Source organism: Acinetobacter bereziniae LMG 1003 = CIP 70.12 (assembly GCF_000368925.1).
GTDB classification, from domain to species: domain Bacteria; phylum Pseudomonadota; class Gammaproteobacteria; order Pseudomonadales; family Moraxellaceae; genus Acinetobacter; species Acinetobacter bereziniae.
The window spans coordinates 556850-570312 of the sequence record NZ_KB849755.1; the positions used below are offsets into that span (position 1 = coordinate 556850).

The following is a 13463-nucleotide window of genomic DNA, read 5'->3' on the forward strand; positions in this document are numbered from 1 at the left end:
ATATATTGAGTAATCAGCTTGGTGTTTAAGCATGATCCTATCATCCTTCATGGAACATTAATAAAGTCACAACATCTCAACTTTAATCACACCAAAACTTTGAACAATCCCACTCAAAACTCGCTTAACTTATAGAACTCTCCATCTTTAATATTTAAAAACAACTGCTTTAAAATACAGATCTATAAATTTGATCTTTTTCTAGTCTCCAATGAATAAAAAATATTTGAGAGTCTGATTTATAAACATTTGATTAAAGTAAAATAACCAATTCAAGATCATATAAAATAAATATATAAATCATATTCTTAATAAATATTCATCATTTTAAAATAGACTTTTAACAATGCATTTTGGAAAAAGTATAAAGATATACCTTACAAATACTAGAAAATTACATATAAAAATAACAATAATTTTATCAACAATGCAAGCCCGTACGTCTTTAAGCTCACTATTTTTAGACCGATGCCACTGAAAGTATTGTTTTCTCATAATAATGAAAAGGATATTTCAATTGAAACTAAGCATATATAACCCTCAGCCACTCCGTTTAGTCCATTTGCTCAAAGCAAGTGCTTTAAGTTGTTTCTTTCTAACAGGCTGTAGTTCCTCTTCACATCTAGAGTCAAATCAACCACAAAAGCAAGTCAGCATTAAACGAGATAATTATGGAACACCTCATATCTATGCAGATGATACATATGGGCTTTTTTATGGTTATGGTTATGCGGTAGCAACAGATCGTTTATTTCAGATGGAAATGTCTAAACGCACGGGCTTAGGCACTGTTGCGGAAGTACTTGGGTCAGAATACCTTCAATATGATATCGCAACACATAGCCGCTTTAACCCAGATGAAATTAAACGGCAAATTGCGCAACTTTCCCCTGAAGATCGTGCCATTTTTGATGGCTATGCCGCGGGTTTCAATAAACGCATCAAAGAAGTATTGGCAAATCCTGAACTGATGCCAAAAGAGTTTATTGATTATGATTTTCAACCATCGCTATGGGCATCAGAAGATATTGCAATGGTTTGGGTCGGTTTAATTCTGAATCGATTCTTTTCTGCCAGTTCAGAGGTCTCAAATTTAGATTTACTGACACAACTTCAGAAAGAAAAAGGTCAAGCTACAGGTTTAAAACTCTATCAGCAATTGCGTTGGCTAGATGACCCAAGCGCCCCAACGATCATTGAAAGTGATCAAAAAGCACAAATCTCAGTGCATCAAAAAGCGCAAGTAAAAAATATTTCACCGATCTCAGATCAAGCCGCTAAGCAATATCTCGCTCAAGCCCGAGTCGCAATGGGTAAGAGTGTGGTCGATGGTGTTCCTACTGCAAGTAATGCATGGGTTGTCAAAGCAGATAAAACGGTTGAAGGTCAAACGGTTTTATATAATGGTCCACAGCAAGGCTGGTACACTCCTGCAATTACTTACTCCATCGGATTACATGGTGCTGGTTATAATCTGACAGGGATTACACCAGTTGGATTACCTGCAATTTTATTTGGTACCAATGGTAAAATTGCTTGGGGTTCGACAGTCGGCTCTCTTGATACTAACGATATTTATCAACTCAAATTAAATCCGAATAATTCAAAGCAATATCTCTATCAAGGACAATATATTCCTTTAGAACATCGTCAAATCAGTATTAAAGTACGTAATCAAGCAGACCATGTTTTAGATGTTTATAAAAGCAAACAGGGCTTTGTCAGTACATGGGATGAAAAAAACCATACCGCATATGCTCAAAAACGGAGTTGGGAAGGTCTAGAAATTGAAACCTTATTAGGTTGGGCAAATGCAGCTAAAGCAAATAACTGGAATGAGTTTCTTGATCAAGCCAAGCGTGTTGCAGCATCTATTACTTGGTTTTATGCCGATACACAAAATAATATCGGTGTTGCTGCATTGGGACGTTCACCGATCCGCCCTGAAAATCAACATATTCAGTTGCCAGCTCAGGGTGATGGGTCAATGGAATGGCAAGGTTTTTATGATTTTTCGCATAATCCCAAAGCTTATAACCCAGAAAAAGGCTATATCAGTAGTTGGAACAATAAGGCTTATGCTGGCTTACGTTCAGACTCATCCAACTTTTCCTATGTCGATCGAGTCAATGAACTAATAGAGCCTTTGACGAGCAAACAAAAATTAAGCCAGCAGGATATTTGGGACATCAATAAACTGGGGGCTTGGTCAGACCTGAATGCACGCTATTTTATTCCTGATATGGTCAAAGCGGCTCAAAGTCGTCAATCTTCGCCTTTAGCCAAAAAAGTCGCACCATTATTAGCAAGTTGGGATTTTAAATTACGCCCAGACAGTGAAGGAAAATTTTATCAGGGTGCAGCTCCAGCGATTATGCGAACATGGCTCAATCACATGATAGAACTTGTGCTTAAACCTCATTTATCTGAAAATATTTATACACGTTACACAGATACACTTTATCCAGTCAACAATGATCCGAGAAGTACTCAGCCAGCCAGCGCATCGAAACTCATCTGGAATGCTTTACAAGCTAAACAAGCCACGGTTCCTCAAACCGTTGATTTCTTGAATGGTCAATTGCCTGAAGATGTGGTTTTGATCGCACTTGAAAAAACATTGCTCGAATTAACTAGCCAATATAACTCGAAAGAACCGAGTGACTGGAAAATACCTGTCGCGACTATGGGTTTTTCAAACAAAAATTCTGTCGGTATTCCTTGGGCTGATCAGGCAAATCAACAACAACTCAACACTTATGGCAATACTGGAAGTGCGACTTTCCGTGTGGTATTAGATCCTAGCCAAGTGACAATGTGTTCTATTCTTGCCCCAGGTCAAAGTGGCTTTATTCATCGAAATGGTCAACTTGATCCACACTTTGCCGATCAGCTTTCATTGTTTGAAAATTACACTTGTAAAAATGATGCGGTCAGTCAAAAGCAAATTGATCAAAATACACAGCAAAGCATCACGTTAAATTATTAATTTTGAATCAAGTATGCCAAGTATATTTGGCATACTTTTATTTTGAAAATCTCATCTTTCTCATCTTGTATTCGGATATAAACAAATATTTATCAAACATTTAAAAATGCTATACGACAAAAAGCCAATAACTGAACCTAATCAGTTACTGGCTTTTTTAATCTTATGCAATTCCTGCAATATCCTTTAAGATTTTTATAAATACTTCCTTTTCTTGTTCAGGGTATTTTTCAAAAACCTCATTTTGATGACTGTCTGCAATATCAAATAAATAATGTGCTGTTTTCTTGCCCTTTTCGGTCAATTTGAAAAAACCATCACTTTCAACCATTAAGCCATCTTTTTTAAGAATTGTTGCCGCCTGTTCAACCTCACGCATCGGCATGGCAATATCTCGAGGTAAATCCGCTTTATTGGAAGCTGTTCCACTTCCCAATACCAATAATAAGCGAGCTTCACTGGTACGAAATCCTGTCACGAGCTGTTTAGGAATATAATCGGTTTGATAGAATTTAAACGCCCGACTCATCAGATAACACACATTACTGTATAAATGCCCTTGATGAAGTTGCCCTAAATCCTCTGGTTCAGCTTGAACGGTATCTTTCAACTGAAGCAATGGGTGTGGAATTACCCCAGAATAAGCCCCTTGATGGTACACCAAAGGACTACGTCCTTGATCATGAAACTTCACCACTTTTCCGATAATGATCCAATGATCTCCACCTTCAATAATTTCATGTCGCTCACATTCAAACACAGCCGAACAATGATCTAAAACTGGCGCTTTGCCGGCACCTGTCTGATAGCTTGTTCCCTCATATTTGTCGATATTACGGCGTGAAAATTTGTTGGATAACTCAATTTGAGAACCCGATAAAATATTCACAGCAAAATGAGTGGCTTGTTCAAATACAGAAAAACTAGATGAGTTCTTATCAATACTCCATAAAATCAAAGGCGGGTCCAAAGACACAGAGTTAAAGCTATTTGCAGTCACACCGACTTTTTCGCCTTGATCATTTTGTGCGGTGACGATGGTGACGCCAGTTGCAAAATTTCCTAATGCACGTCTAAACTGCATCAGATCTATTGCGATTTCATCCATTGATTGTCGTGAATTCATTATTCTCTCCTGAATTTTTATCCTATTCGATGTCCTATCTTTGTCATCTCGATATCGTGGTTAGTTCAACTGATTAAATATCAAGGACCAACCGTGCTGACTTAGATCGAGAACAACACACCAATATTTGTTCATTGCTAGACTTTTCTTCATCTGTAAAGTACACATCACGATGGTCTGGTTCGCCTTCAATCACATCGCACATACAGGTACCACACACCCCTTGTTCGCATGACATCTCGATATCTATGCCTTCACGTGCCAAAGCTTGCAAAATCGTTTCTTCAGCATTGACCATAATGATCTTGCCACTACGTTCAGCCACGACTTCAAAAGCATCTCCGCCAGTTTCTATCTCAACCTGAAAATACTCTTTATGAATTTGCTGTTCGGGAAAATTTTGACTAAGGGCTAAGTTAATTACCCAATCCATAAAGCCATTGGGACCACACGTATAAATATGGCTATCCTTTTCGATGTCTTGAATGGCGGATTGGAAAAACTCACGATGGTTGGCACCTTCCGATTTAAAATGAAAGGTGCTAAACGGTGCCAGCACACCATTTTTAATTTCATCGACAAAAGCACACTGCTCTGGGCTTGCTCCACAATAATGCAGCTCAAAGGAAGCGCCTTCTTGTGCAAGTTGATAAGCCATCGTAATCAAGGGTGTGATTCCAATACCCCCTCCTACTAATACCGAATGTTTAGCCTTAACCAATGGAAATAGATTTTTAGGTTCACTGACCTGAATCTGCATGCCATCTTTTAAGTCATCAAATGCAGATACTGACCCACCACGTGATTCAGGATCACGTAAAATTCCTAATCGAAAGGTACCAATCGCATTTGGATTTTGGCAAAGTGAATACTGACGTACCATGCCATTCGGCAAATGCACATCAATATGAGCACCTGCTTCAATTTTTGGTAATGCCGTTGAATTTGCAGACTCAAACTCCATGACTGCAACATTTCCACCTTCAACGTGACGGTTTCTGACAACCACATTATAGAGTATCGTCATGATTTATCTCCTTATTATGTGCTGAGCGCTAGGCTTAGCGCATAAATAATCCACCGTTAATATCCCACGTTGCACCAGTCACAAATGCAGCGCTCGGGCTTGCCAGTAATGCACAGGTCTCAGCGATAAACGTCATACTGCCTAATGCCTTAACAGGGATATTTTCAATAAATTGCGTCATTTTTTCGTCGGATACCACGCTATGTACAATCGGTGACTCCATCGGTCCGGGAGCAATCGCATTCACAGTCACCCCTTTGGCTGCGAATTCCTTAGCAAAAACTTTAGTTAGGGTGACAATTGCGCCTTTGGTCGCTGCATAGTGTGCGCCTGTAGCAGTTCCACCATTTTGACCAGCCAAAGAAGCCATATTCACGATACGCCCATAACCCTGATCAGCCATATATTTGCCAATAATCTGGCAAGCTTGGAAAGTGCCACGTTGGTTCACCTGTGTCACCCAATCAAAATCCGCAGCAGTAATCTCTAAAACAGGCGTTGCCTTGGTCACAGTTGCATTGTTAATCAATACATCCAGTTTTGAGAATTTCTCTTGAATCCACTGCACTGCTGCATGAAAGTCAGCCTCTACTGAAATATCGAGTTTTAAGGCAAACATATTTTCAGCATATTGACTGCGTGCTTTGGCATTCTCTGCCTTTTCTAAGCTACTTGCTGAAACAATGACTTGATGTCCTTGAACAGCAAAATATTCGGCAATGACATTACCCAATCCAGAAGCAGCACCTGTCACTAAAACAACCTGTTTCATTTTTCTGCTCCTAGAGGATATAACTGATACCTGCCAAGGTATCGGTCGAGTTGACTAAATTAATAATTTTTCTGTTGATTTTAAACCCATGCTCTGAGTCACGAACCAAATGAAATGTCACATCGGCGGTATAATGTTTTAGACTTTCCTTACGAAACTCACGTAAGTTTTGTGCGCAACGTAAAATAATTTCTCCATCTTGATCTTTTACAATGCGAACACGTGAGACACTACGTACAGTATTGGCTTTTGGTGCAGTTGAAATTGCCTCACCATTTTGTAAACGTTGCACACGTAACTTACGCATATGATGATCGTCATAGGCATAGTTCAAATTATTTTCATAATCTGTCAGTTTGGGATCAATCGGAATAATATAGACGCCCTTCTCATTCCATAAATCTAACCAGTTATCATGCTCAGAGTGGTCCAACATATCTGCCTCAGCCCAAATAAAAGCTGTAATTTCATTGAGCAAATCTAAATCAATTTTCATGGCAATCTCCTTAAGCCGTCATCAACTTTTTCCACTGCTGATAAGCAGCACGCATGCCTGTTTCAGCACTGACATCACTCTTTAAACCATCTTCAGTTTTCACTTCACCCGGTAGACCGCGATTTAACATGATCCATAAATCATTGCCTGCGTTTGCACCATGTTGTACACGTTCCCATGCCTCAGAATCGTCTGGAGTTCCAAAACCAAATGGTCCTTGGAAATGTTCATGTAGACGCAAACGATATTGATTGGCGATTTGTGGTCCACCATCCATGGTAATGACGGAGTGGTGAATTTCGGTTTCTTTGGCTGAAATAGGTTGCATAACTCGGAAGAAAGCCATTGAACAAGCGATGTTAGGAAATAAATTCAAGTTAAAACCAGATCCGCCAACAGCACGTACGATGCGACGGACTTCCAATTCTTCATGACCTTCATCACGTAAAGCCTGAGCCAAGTCCTCAAAGCGCTCTTGGATTGGTCGCTCCATTAACTCTTCATCTAGATCGACCAGTTCAGGAATCATCACCATGACACTGTGACCATTGCCTAAGTCTTCGACAAAACCGGGTTGATTTTCAAAATTGAACAGTTCTTCTGTTTTCTCATCAACTGAGCTTAAGAAAGACTTATGTACTAAAGGGAAATGATAGGCATCCGTGGTATTTTCTAACTGAATTTTCCAGTTACCTGGGAAACGAAAACGATGCTCACCCAATACTTTGATTGGATACCCTGCACCTTGCTTCATAAACAGATCAATCCATTTTTTAGCAGCTCCCAAGAAATCTTCCAAGGGTTCAATATCCTGTTTAAAGGTGGCAAAAATCATTCCATTGTATTCTTCAACCCGTAAGCTCACCAACGGAAATTCAGACTTGTCGAGACAGTCTCCATAACTTTCAGGTGAAGGTACACCGCGTAATGAGCCATCAAGCGCATAACTCCAACCATGATAAGGACAGACAAAACTATTGGTCTTGCCCTTTTTATGTTCGCATACTGTTGCTGCACGATGACGGCAACGGTTTAACAAAACATGAACTTTCTTCTTACGATCTCGAACCACAACAACAGGTTGTTGACCTATATTGATCGTTTTATAACTTCCACCTTCTGGAATTTCACTGGCATGTGCCACCCAGACCCAAGTGCTGTAATAAATTTTTTCCATCTCTTGTTCGAAGATATGTTCATCTTTATATAAAGAGGTATGTACACGATCACTTTGAACCAAATCACTGTAATCAACTTCAATGTTCTGCATTGGAATAATACTGTTCATATCAATTATCCTTTTCAATCTATCCATAGGTTATTGCTGAGACGGTACTGGCAATTTCGCTGTACTGTTCCAGTGGGATACGGGGCGACTAAAAATATTTTCAGTCTGGAAATGCTTAATTTTCCAACGCCCATCGGCTTGCTGTTTAAACTTCACTGTAAGTTTTGCGGCATTTAAATGGCTTTGATCATCAGCAAAGGTTGAGGTTTGCAACATCAACCAACTTGCATTTGCCTGTTCATCATTTATTTCAATTTGTTCTGAACTGACGAAGTGCGCATTCATCACAAAATGTGATTCTTTCTGGGTATAGCTTTTAAACATGTTAAAAATGGCGTGCCAAGAATCATAACGTCCAAAAGATTGGGCATATTTTTCCCCAATCCCTTCCCATATACTGTCTGGATCAAATAAATCCATGAGTTCATCTAGATCAGTATCGGCATTTAAGCCATCACAAATTTCCATATAGCGGTTGATACAATTACGAATCGCATTTTGTGCTTCAAGTTGTTGTAACCGCTGTAAAAGATGTTGTAAAACGGCTTGATCATTCATCTTTGCTTCATCCCTGTACTATTTTTTAATGTTGTTTATCAAACTATAGATAACCGGGTGTAGGCTTCATGCCAAAACTGACCAATGCCGCATTTTGTAATGTGGCATCTCCCATAAAGGCATGCTGTGTCACCACATTGGTATCATTCACAAAACGGCTAAATGGATTGTGGGTATAGATTGCGGTCATACCTGCCAGCATTTGGATTTTACGTGTTACTTGTGCGCAGACTCTTGCTACATGGGTACATGACAATCGCATGTCACTAATTTGTTCCGCTGTTGGTGTACGGTCAGCAAGCACTTCATTCCAAACGATTTGCATGGTGTCATAGAACCAAACACGTGCTGCTTTAAACTCCGCTTCAGCCTGTGCAAATTCATATTGGGTCACCGGACGATTGGCAATTTCAGCCCCACCTGTAATTGAAGATTTACCCGGTGCCAACTTTTGAAACTCTTCAAGTGCTGCTGCCGCTACACCAATCCCGACCACAGTTAAAACCTGTGTTGCCAGTGACAGTGAGGGATATTTAAAAAATGGTTCGGATAACTTCGATGGTTCGCCACGAACAAAAGTCCATTCTTTTGCGACCAGAACATCTTTCACCACCAAATCATGACTACCTGTTCCTTTAAGTCCCACTGTATCCCAAGTCATTTCAATTTGTGCCTGTTGAGCAGGCATAACTGCCATACGTGGCAGACCTTGAGTTTCATTATTTTTTTGCGGTGAAATCCCGACTCCTACGATATCAGCTCCCATGCAGCCACTAGAAAATTTCCAACGCCCACTGACCACAACACCTTCTTCAGTAATTTCCGCAGGTTGTGGTGGGAAAATACCTCCTGCAAAAACGATATCGGGACTGTCTTGGTATAACTGCTCAAGCGTTGCTTCAGGTAAACTGCCTAAATATGCAGGGCTCATCCCAAAGCTTGCAACCCAACCTACTGAGCCATCCGCTTTAGACAGTTGCTCAATCAATTCACAAAACTGTTTTGGTGACCATTCATTGCCACCAAATCGTTTCGGAACCAAAGCACGATATACACCAATTTTTTTGAGTTTCTCGATAATGTCCTGACTAACATAAGCTTGATTGTCAAACTCACCTGTACAAGCACGCTCGCGTATTTCCTGACATAAAGCGTCTAATTCTGCTGTTTTTGTGTCCATTACAAAATCCTTTGTCGCTAACTGATTCATTACCTGCTTCCTTGTAATTTATTGCCCTGCCTGAACGATGTATTTCGCAATTGCACAGAGATACTCATCTGCATTTTGTTTTGCCACGATTTGTAAACCGATCGGTAAACCTGATGCTGTTTCTAGGGGTATTGAAATTGCTGGGTGTCCTGACAAATTAAAAGGACGAACCAAACTGGTTAAATTCAAAAACGCCACTGTATTTTCAGCCTCACTCACTTTGGGTGGAATCTGTGGCAAGGTTGGTAAAATCAAGGCATCGAATTGCGCCAGTAAAGCATCAATTTCAGCCTTAAAATTGGCTTTGATTTGTTCTGCTTGTTGGACTTGATCCATTGTTGTTTGTGCAGCTTTGAGTAATCGACCGTTGACATCTGCTCCAACCAGTCCTGTTTCGGTTAAAGCTGCATATGCCTGCCAGTTTTCATAATTGATAATCTGCATACCTGCTTCAAATGCTGGATCAAACCATTTTGATTTCACCTTAGTCAGTGTCAAATTAGCCTTGGCAAGATAATTCTGAATGGATTCAATCACTACAGCATCAGCACTGACATCAAGCCAAGCGAGTTTTGGTGCCTGCGCTAAGTCCGTTAAAGGGTGAAAGCTTGGATCAATAATCTGCATTGCGGTTTCAATCATGTTGACTGACATTGCAAATGGTCCAACACAGTCCAAAGAACTTACAGCTGGATGCACACCTTGACGACTGACTCGATCAAACGTTGGTTTTAAGCCATATACACCACAGCATGCAGCCGGCATACGGATTGAACCGCCTGTATCAGTACCTAATGTAAAATCAGCCAAACCTGCTGCTACGGCTGCCGCAGAGCCACTTGAGGAACCACCAGGGATCAACTCAGGATATTTAGGATTAATTGCCGTACCAAAATGATGGTTAATGCCTGTAATGCCAAAGGCAAGTTCATGCAAATTGGTTTTCGCAGTAATTTGACAGTCGGCTGCCAAAATACGATCCACAACTTCTGCATTTTGAGTCGCAGCAGGTGTATTCATTAACGCTTGGCTACCTGCCATCGTTTTCATACCTTGAATGTCGATGGAATCTTTGACCATCACTTTCAAAGCACCTGTGCCTTTTTGTACCTCTTGTACAACGATATTCATTCACTTTTCCATGTATTTTTATAGTTAATACAAATATCGGAAAAAGTAATGTAATTGTCAAGATATTTTTATTGATAAACAACAAAGAAAAATAAATTTAATTTTTGTATAATGGGAAATGTCCATTTTTATAAAGTTATTACTTGGCTATGCTGACTCATTTAGAACAATTTCTACCTAACAATGAACCAAGCAGTTTACAAAGCTACCCTTTTTTCTGGATCTCGCAAGTTAACGGAAAATATACCCAGCTTATTGAAAAATCGATTAAAAAATTAGGTATAGATAACACGCGTCGTAAAATTATCTTGAGTACTAATGCTTTAGAACAAGCCAGTATTACAGAGATTGCCAATCTTTCTACGCTCAAATTAACCACGGCAACCAAAGCGATTTATCGTTTAGTTGAAGATGATATTGTGCAAGTTTTTTCATCAGAGGCTGACGAACGAATCTCGATGGTCAAACTGACTGATAAAGGTAAAGAACTGGTTGAACAAATTAATCAGATCAGTCAGGTGACTTTGTCTGGGATTCTAAATGCCTTTGAAGATGAAGAACTTCATCAGTTAAATGCTCAACTCAAAAAACTGTTTAACCTCATGCCTTCGAGTTAAATTTGATCGTAAAAGCTCATCTCTATCGAGATGAGCTAAGCAGCAAAGTTTAAACGGCATCATTTTGTAAGATATTAAACTGTGGTTTTAAATGCTGGCTGGTGATTCGATCTGCAAATTGATGTAACACTTGCTGTTTGTAATCAGCAATATCGACCTGATCATAATTATAAAAGCCTTGTTTTTCACGTAAGCCATTGCGTTGTTGACGCATATTGTCAGCAATGATTTCAGGTGCTTGATAGCGATCTCCTAGCTCCCTCTGCAAATATTGTGAGGCATAATACAAAATATCACCACCACCCCAATCAATGAATTCTAATAATCCCAAAACAGAAAAGCGCAAACCAAATCCTGTACGAATAGCAATATCAATATCTTCAACAGAGGCTACGCCTTCTTCGACCATTCTTGCTGCCTCATTCATTGCCAATGCTTGAATCCGTGGCACGATATACCCAGCTTTAGCATTACATACAACAGGAACCTTGCCGATGTCATGCAAAAAGTGTTTTAAGTCAGCCACCACCTCATCTGAAGTTTCTTCAGAACGGCTTAATTCCACCAAGGGAATCAAATAAGCAGGATTCAACCAGTGTGCATTGATCACTCTCTCAGGATGAGAAATCATTTGCGCAATATCCGTGACCAAAAAGGTAGAGGTTGTCGAAGCAACGATACAATTGGCTAAAATATAGGGGTCTAGCCAAGCAAAAATTTCCTGTTTGAGTGGTTTTACTTCTGGAATAGCTTCAAGTAATAAATCACAATTGGATAAGATCTCGATTGATGCATCTCGGCTTAAAATACTAATTTGCTTATCTATGAATATATGCTGTTCAGCATTGATAAATTTTATTGTTTCAAGCAATCGAAGCTCTTTTTGCAAATCGCTCTGGATTTGATTGTGATAATCTTGGAATTCTATTTCACTTCGTTGCCTAGCATCAATTAACGCGACCTTAAGCCCTGCGTAGGCAAAAGCAATCGCCATTGCTTTTCCCATTCGACCCGCACCCAATATTGCAATCTTTGAAATTTTCCTCATTTTAAACTCCTTGCAATAAGATCGCTTGCAGTTCAGCTTTACTGTGATGGGCTAGACCTAAATTTTCAAAGGTCCGACCTTCCAGATATAAATCTTTTCCAGTAATTGCAGAGGCAATATTCAGCAAACCCTCTGCCACAGGTGTTGCGACACCCGCCCAACGTCCCACCGAAACTAAAAAGGATAATCCTAAACGCGTGTCTTCCAACATATAACGATGTGACTGTAGATCAATATCTTCTCGCCAATCTCCACTATCAGTTAATTTGCCATGCGCACCTCGACCATACATCCATTCATCTCCCTCATCGGCTTTGTTATAGTGATCCGCCAAAGGGAAATGAGGTGCAGCATAACCTAGTGCCTCACGTACTTGCATTCGCTCAACATCGAGCTGATTGGTCACACGGCGAATTGAAGGTTGCGTACCTTCATTGTGAATATCCCAAGCTTCAAAATGCTCTAGCGGACCAGCATTCATGAGGATCAAAGGAGGATGAATAATTGGACCAGCATTCATCAATGCTCCGCTTAAACTATCTTCAATCGGCTCCACACTTGGATAAGCCTGCTTAAGCTGCTGAAAAGCATGTTCTGACAATGCGCTGGGAAACACACCCGTCGGCAATCTTGTAGCATAACCACTAATTACAATTTGATTGACTCCATGTTTGCGCACTAAATACGGTAAAGTCCCCGTTTCTGCAAAAGCCACTTCGGCATGGTTATCAGCATCTCGCATGGCTTTGGCGAAAATAAAACTACCAAATGTTGCCGGAGGTAAAAACACCACTTGCCCTGCTTTAAAAAATTTTGCCGCTTGTTGGGCTAAATCTTCATGTGTGGTCGCTGGCAAAGGAATAATGATCAATTCGGCATGTTGGATCGCAGCTTGCAAATCATCAGTCAAGTTGATCTGACTCTGTTCAAATCCCACTGTTAAGCTTCGATCTCCTTGATAATCCTTAACCTTCAATTGCCCTGTCATGGCGAATTGTTTTAAGACTGCTGAATCACGACGCCATAACACCACGTCATGTCCTTTTTCTGCCATTTCTGCTGCAGCTGCATAGCATCCATGCCCACCGCCAAGTATTGTAATTTTCATGATCTCTCCTGATGATTCATTTTCAATTGATCATAGGTGAGCCACAATCATCTGGCTTATCCAAATGCGCATGGCTTATTCAATTCACGCAGG

At 40.1% G+C, this 13463-nt stretch carries 12 protein-coding genes; 2 read left to right on the plus strand and 10 right to left on the minus strand.

Annotation, left to right across the window (positions count from 1 at the left end; genetic code table 11):
- The first annotated feature begins 517 nt into the window (after window positions 1–517).
- Entirely contained in the window at window positions 518–2989 is a 2472-nt protein-coding gene (locus tag F938_RS04485) for a penicillin acylase family protein (RefSeq protein ID WP_005029782.1), read from the plus strand.
- A 163-nt stretch (window positions 2990–3152) separates the two neighbouring features.
- Here the strand turns inward: F938_RS04485 and F938_RS04490 are convergent, their stop codons facing one another.
- The 8 genes from F938_RS04490 to F938_RS04525 all read right to left on the minus strand — a co-directional run bounded on the left by F938_RS04490 (window position 3153) and on the right by F938_RS04525 (window position 10597).
- Window positions 3153–4118: a p-hydroxyphenylacetate 3-hydroxylase reductase component gene (locus tag F938_RS04490; RefSeq protein ID WP_171067095.1), complete on the minus strand. Its 966-nt coding sequence runs from the start codon at window positions 4116–4118 to the stop codon at window positions 3153–3155.
- Between the two features lie 70 nt (window positions 4119–4188).
- Window positions 4189–5142 carry a PDR/VanB family oxidoreductase gene (locus F938_RS04495; RefSeq protein ID WP_005029786.1) on the minus strand — a complete coding sequence of 318 codons (954 nt, stop codon included), beginning with the start codon at window positions 5140–5142 and terminating at the stop codon, window positions 4189–4191.
- A 34-nt stretch (window positions 5143–5176) separates the two neighbouring features.
- On the minus strand, window positions 5177–5914 hold the full coding sequence (locus F938_RS04500; protein WP_005029788.1) for an SDR family NAD(P)-dependent oxidoreductase: 738 nt from the start codon (window positions 5912–5914) through the stop codon (window positions 5177–5179).
- A gap of 10 nt (window positions 5915–5924) precedes the next feature.
- Window positions 5925–6410: an aromatic-ring-hydroxylating dioxygenase subunit beta gene (locus F938_RS04505; RefSeq protein WP_004831284.1), complete on the minus strand. Its 486-nt coding sequence runs from the start codon at window positions 6408–6410 to the stop codon at window positions 5925–5927.
- Between the two features lie 10 nt (window positions 6411–6420).
- Window positions 6421–7698 (minus strand): aromatic ring-hydroxylating oxygenase subunit alpha, encoded by a 1278-nt coding sequence (locus tag F938_RS04510; RefSeq protein WP_005029790.1) that lies wholly within the window; start codon window positions 7696–7698, stop codon window positions 6421–6423.
- A 30-nt stretch (window positions 7699–7728) separates the two neighbouring features.
- Window positions 7729–8256: a nuclear transport factor 2 family protein gene (locus F938_RS04515; RefSeq protein ID WP_005029792.1), complete on the minus strand. Its 528-nt coding sequence runs from the start codon at window positions 8254–8256 to the stop codon at window positions 7729–7731.
- Window positions 8257–8299: 43 nt separating this feature from the next.
- Complete coding sequence (locus F938_RS04520; protein WP_005029794.1) at window positions 8300–9466, minus strand: acyl-CoA dehydrogenase family protein; 1167 nt, start codon at window positions 9464–9466, stop codon at window positions 8300–8302.
- An 18-nt stretch (window positions 9467–9484) separates the two neighbouring features.
- The gene (locus F938_RS04525; protein ID WP_005029796.1) at window positions 9485–10597 is read right to left on the minus strand and encodes an amidase; all 1113 of its coding nucleotides are present in this window, start codon (window positions 10595–10597) and stop codon (window positions 9485–9487) included.
- 149 nt (window positions 10598–10746) lie between these two features.
- Here F938_RS04525 and F938_RS04530 point away from each other — a divergent pair, with 149 nt between their 5' ends.
- Window positions 10747–11214 carry a MarR family winged helix-turn-helix transcriptional regulator gene (locus tag F938_RS04530; protein WP_004831289.1) on the plus strand — a complete coding sequence of 156 codons (468 nt, stop codon included), beginning with the start codon at window positions 10747–10749 and terminating at the stop codon, window positions 11212–11214.
- 49 nt (window positions 11215–11263) lie between these two features.
- Here the strand turns inward: F938_RS04530 and F938_RS04535 are convergent, their stop codons facing one another.
- Window positions 11264–12262 (minus strand): 3-hydroxybutyryl-CoA dehydrogenase, encoded by a 999-nt coding sequence (locus F938_RS04535; protein ID WP_005029799.1) that lies wholly within the window; start codon window positions 12260–12262, stop codon window positions 11264–11266.
- Window position 12263: 1 nt separating this feature from the next.
- Window positions 12264–13370 (minus strand): NAD/NADP-dependent octopine/nopaline dehydrogenase family protein, encoded by a 1107-nt coding sequence (locus F938_RS04540; RefSeq protein ID WP_005029801.1) that lies wholly within the window; start codon window positions 13368–13370, stop codon window positions 12264–12266.
- Window positions 13371–13463 lie beyond the last annotated feature (93 nt).

What these genes read in the sequence shown, in the direction of transcription:
- F938_RS04510 (WP_005029790.1), bottom strand. Translation starts at nt 7,698, where the DNA reads ATGAACAGTATTATTCCAATGCAGAACATTGAAGTTGATTACAGTGAT.
- F938_RS04515 (WP_005029792.1), bottom strand. Translation starts at nt 8,256, where the DNA reads ATGAATGATCAAGCCGTTTTACAACATCTTTTACAGCGGTTACAACAA.
- F938_RS04495 (WP_005029786.1), bottom strand. Translation starts at nt 5,142, where the DNA reads ATGACGATACTCTATAATGTGGTTGTCAGAAACCGTCACGTTGAAGGT.
- F938_RS04535 (WP_005029799.1), bottom strand. Translation starts at nt 12,262, where the DNA reads ATGAGGAAAATTTCAAAGATTGCAATATTGGGTGCGGGTCGAATGGGA.
- F938_RS04525 (WP_005029796.1), bottom strand. Translation starts at nt 10,597, where the DNA reads ATGAATATCGTTGTACAAGAGGTACAAAAAGGCACAGGTGCTTTGAAA.
- F938_RS04530 (WP_004831289.1), top strand. Translation starts at nt 10,747, where the DNA reads ATGCTGACTCATTTAGAACAATTTCTACCTAACAATGAACCAAGCAGT.
- F938_RS04500 (WP_005029788.1), bottom strand. Translation starts at nt 5,914, where the DNA reads ATGAAACAGGTTGTTTTAGTGACAGGTGCTGCTTCTGGATTGGGTAAT.
- F938_RS04520 (WP_005029794.1), bottom strand. Translation starts at nt 9,466, where the DNA reads ATGAATCAGTTAGCGACAAAGGATTTTGTAATGGACACAAAAACAGCA.
- F938_RS04540 (WP_005029801.1), bottom strand. Translation starts at nt 13,370, where the DNA reads ATGAAAATTACAATACTTGGCGGTGGGCATGGATGCTATGCAGCTGCA.
- F938_RS04505 (WP_004831284.1), bottom strand. Translation starts at nt 6,410, where the DNA reads ATGAAAATTGATTTAGATTTGCTCAATGAAATTACAGCTTTTATTTGG.